This is a genomic window from Thermoactinomyces sp. CICC 10521, from assembly GCF_016055135.1.
In the GTDB taxonomy this organism is placed as follows: domain Bacteria; phylum Bacillota; class Bacilli; order Thermoactinomycetales; family Thermoactinomycetaceae; genus Thermoactinomyces_A; species Thermoactinomyces_A daqus.
Genome location: NZ_JAECVZ010000097.1, coordinates 1 through 289 on the forward strand (window position 1 = coordinate 1; position 289 = coordinate 289).

Consider the following 289-nt stretch of genomic DNA (forward strand, 5'->3'; position numbering starts at 1 on the left):
ATGTGAAAGTCAGCGGAATGGCCATGTTCCACGGGCAGCGAATGACGGGCATACTCACTCCTGATGAATCAATGCTCTATCTGATGATGAAGGGAAAAAACAAGAGCGGCGGTGAGCTCACCCTGAAAGTCCGGCAAAATGAACGTTCGCCGCAACGGAATTTCATCTCGATTGATATACGAAAAACGAAACCCAAGATGAAGGTAAAGGTTAACGGAAACAAGATCGACGTCACCTTTGTGGACAAACTCAAGGTTGAAGTGGGAGAATATCCACCGGATCAATTGGA

Annotated in this window: 1 protein-coding gene; it reads left to right on the forward strand. The window is 46.7% G+C overall.

What is annotated here, in order from left to right:
- Positions 1 to 289: Ger(x)C family spore germination C-terminal domain-containing protein (locus I8U17_RS18165; protein WP_198060012.1), on the forward strand; the 289-nt coding region annotated here is incomplete at both ends.